Source organism: Rhodococcus sp. P4_B6 (assembly GCF_056402215.1).
The window spans coordinates 1-1865 of the sequence record NZ_JBFUHV010000418.1; the positions used below are offsets into that span (position 1 = coordinate 1).

Sequence of the window (1865 nt, forward strand, 5' to 3'; positions counted from 1 at the left end):
GGACGACGACCCTGACCGACATGAGACGTTGGAATATGTGCTGGGCGCGACCGCTCACACGTTGGCACAGATGGGCGATCTCCAGGCGGCGCTCCTACTGGAGGATGTCGAACGGCTCGACATGGAATCGGAGCACCGGGGCCGCAGCGAGAAGAACCTCTGGGTCACGGACGGGTCAGAATCGCCAGTGCACTCGACTGTCTACTACCTGGAACTCGAGCCGTACCTTCGCCCGCGATTCACCCCCGACGTGCTCGGACGCATTTTCCCCGTGATGCGCGACTTCGCGCAACGCTGTCAGCAAGCCGTCCCGGAGTTCCTCGAGACCCGGCTCGCATTGCCCAGCATCGACGTGAAGACCTGGCGGCAAGCCCTCCATCAGCAATACACAGGTGACGATGCGACGAATTCCGCACGCCGCGAGCGCCTTGTCCCACAGTCTCCCGTAGCTGACGGCCTGACCTTCACAAACAACGAGGAACTGGCCGTTTACCAGTCACTGCGTCGCCTGCAGGCTTCAACTCGGGAAGACCACACCTTCGCTATCTCACCTCTGCCAGGAACTCGAATCCGGGCCGGAAACGTTTGGGTGCCAGACTTCCTACTCATGGGAAACGGGCGCGCAATGCTGATCGAGGTGGACGGGCCTCACCACGCGAAGGAACACCGACGCGCAGACGACGACACTCGCGACGCACAGTGGCGACGATGTGGTGTACAAGTTCGCCGAGTACCGGTCGAGTACACCCGCTCCGACCGCGTCGATGAACTGGACGCTTGGCTCAAGATAGAGGTCCGCGACGGGCTCCACTTCGGTCGCCAGTAAGACCTTCCCGAACCGACCGCATAACCTGCCGTGCATCCCAACCCGGCAGATCATCGAGGTGGCCGATGTCGGCGGACAATATGCGCGCCCCAACGAGGGTTCCGACGAGGAGTATTGCGTCACCGGCGACGAGCGCCGGTGACGCCGCGCGCTCTGGGACCCTCTGAACCACACTGGTCGGATCCAGCCCGGTATCCGGGATGTCGAGCGACTCGCGACCGCGGGTTCGACCCCCATCGCGGCGAACATCGGCCGGGCTACCATTTCGGGATGCCGCCACGGCACAGGTGGGGTCGACCTCTGACGGCGCGCGCTGAGTTTTCACCGAGCCTCATCACGGTGGGCGTCCCTCCCCACACGTGGGCCCTCATGCCCGCCACCTGTCCAGGAGACAGACCCACTGCAGAGGAACCAGCAGCGGCAACGACACCCGTCACACTCACCGCCGATAACCTCTTCGAATCCGACCTGAGCGGGATCTGCGTTAGGGCGGCCGGCGTCATCAGTAGACCCCGCTACGAAGACAACTTTCGATGCCCTCGACAGCGCGCGGGTAGCGGATTGCCAGAAGGTCAGCGGCGCAGCTCAATTGGCTATTCCGGAGGCACGTTCGAGGATGCAACAGCCGTGAAAACATCCAATGGAGCGGCGATCAGCGCCTGTTATCCGGACCTCTCCGACTGCGACGATGCTCGCTGAAATTGCATCTGGCGCAAGTTGACCCGATCATGGTCATGACTCACGTCCGTACTCGGTACAATAATCACCGCGATCGGATTTGCCGGCTGGCGACTCGCCTCTTCCGTCGCCGTCGGCCGGGACATCCCATCTGCAGTCGCGCCCGTCATTTCCGTCCGGAGTCATTGCGCATCACGTGGATACCAGAGATGTTGGCGCCTCACGGATCACAGAACTACTTCCGTCGGCGACCAGGGATCGGATTCCTCTGGTCAGCCCCTCTCGTGGCGACGTAGGCTTCGGCCAACTCGGAGAGAAGTCGTTGCTTCCTCTCAGAACCGATGTCCGGGCTGTTCTCGAT

The 1865-nt window shown here is 62.5% G+C and carries 1 protein-coding gene; it reads left to right on the top strand.

Going from position 1 to position 1865, the window contains the following annotated elements; genetic code table 11:
• Positions 1-826 (top strand): hypothetical protein (locus AC1DWT_RS51190; RefSeq protein WP_477926261.1); only part of this gene is annotated, 826 nt, incomplete at its 5' end.
• Between the last annotated feature and the right edge of the window lie 1039 nt (positions 827-1865).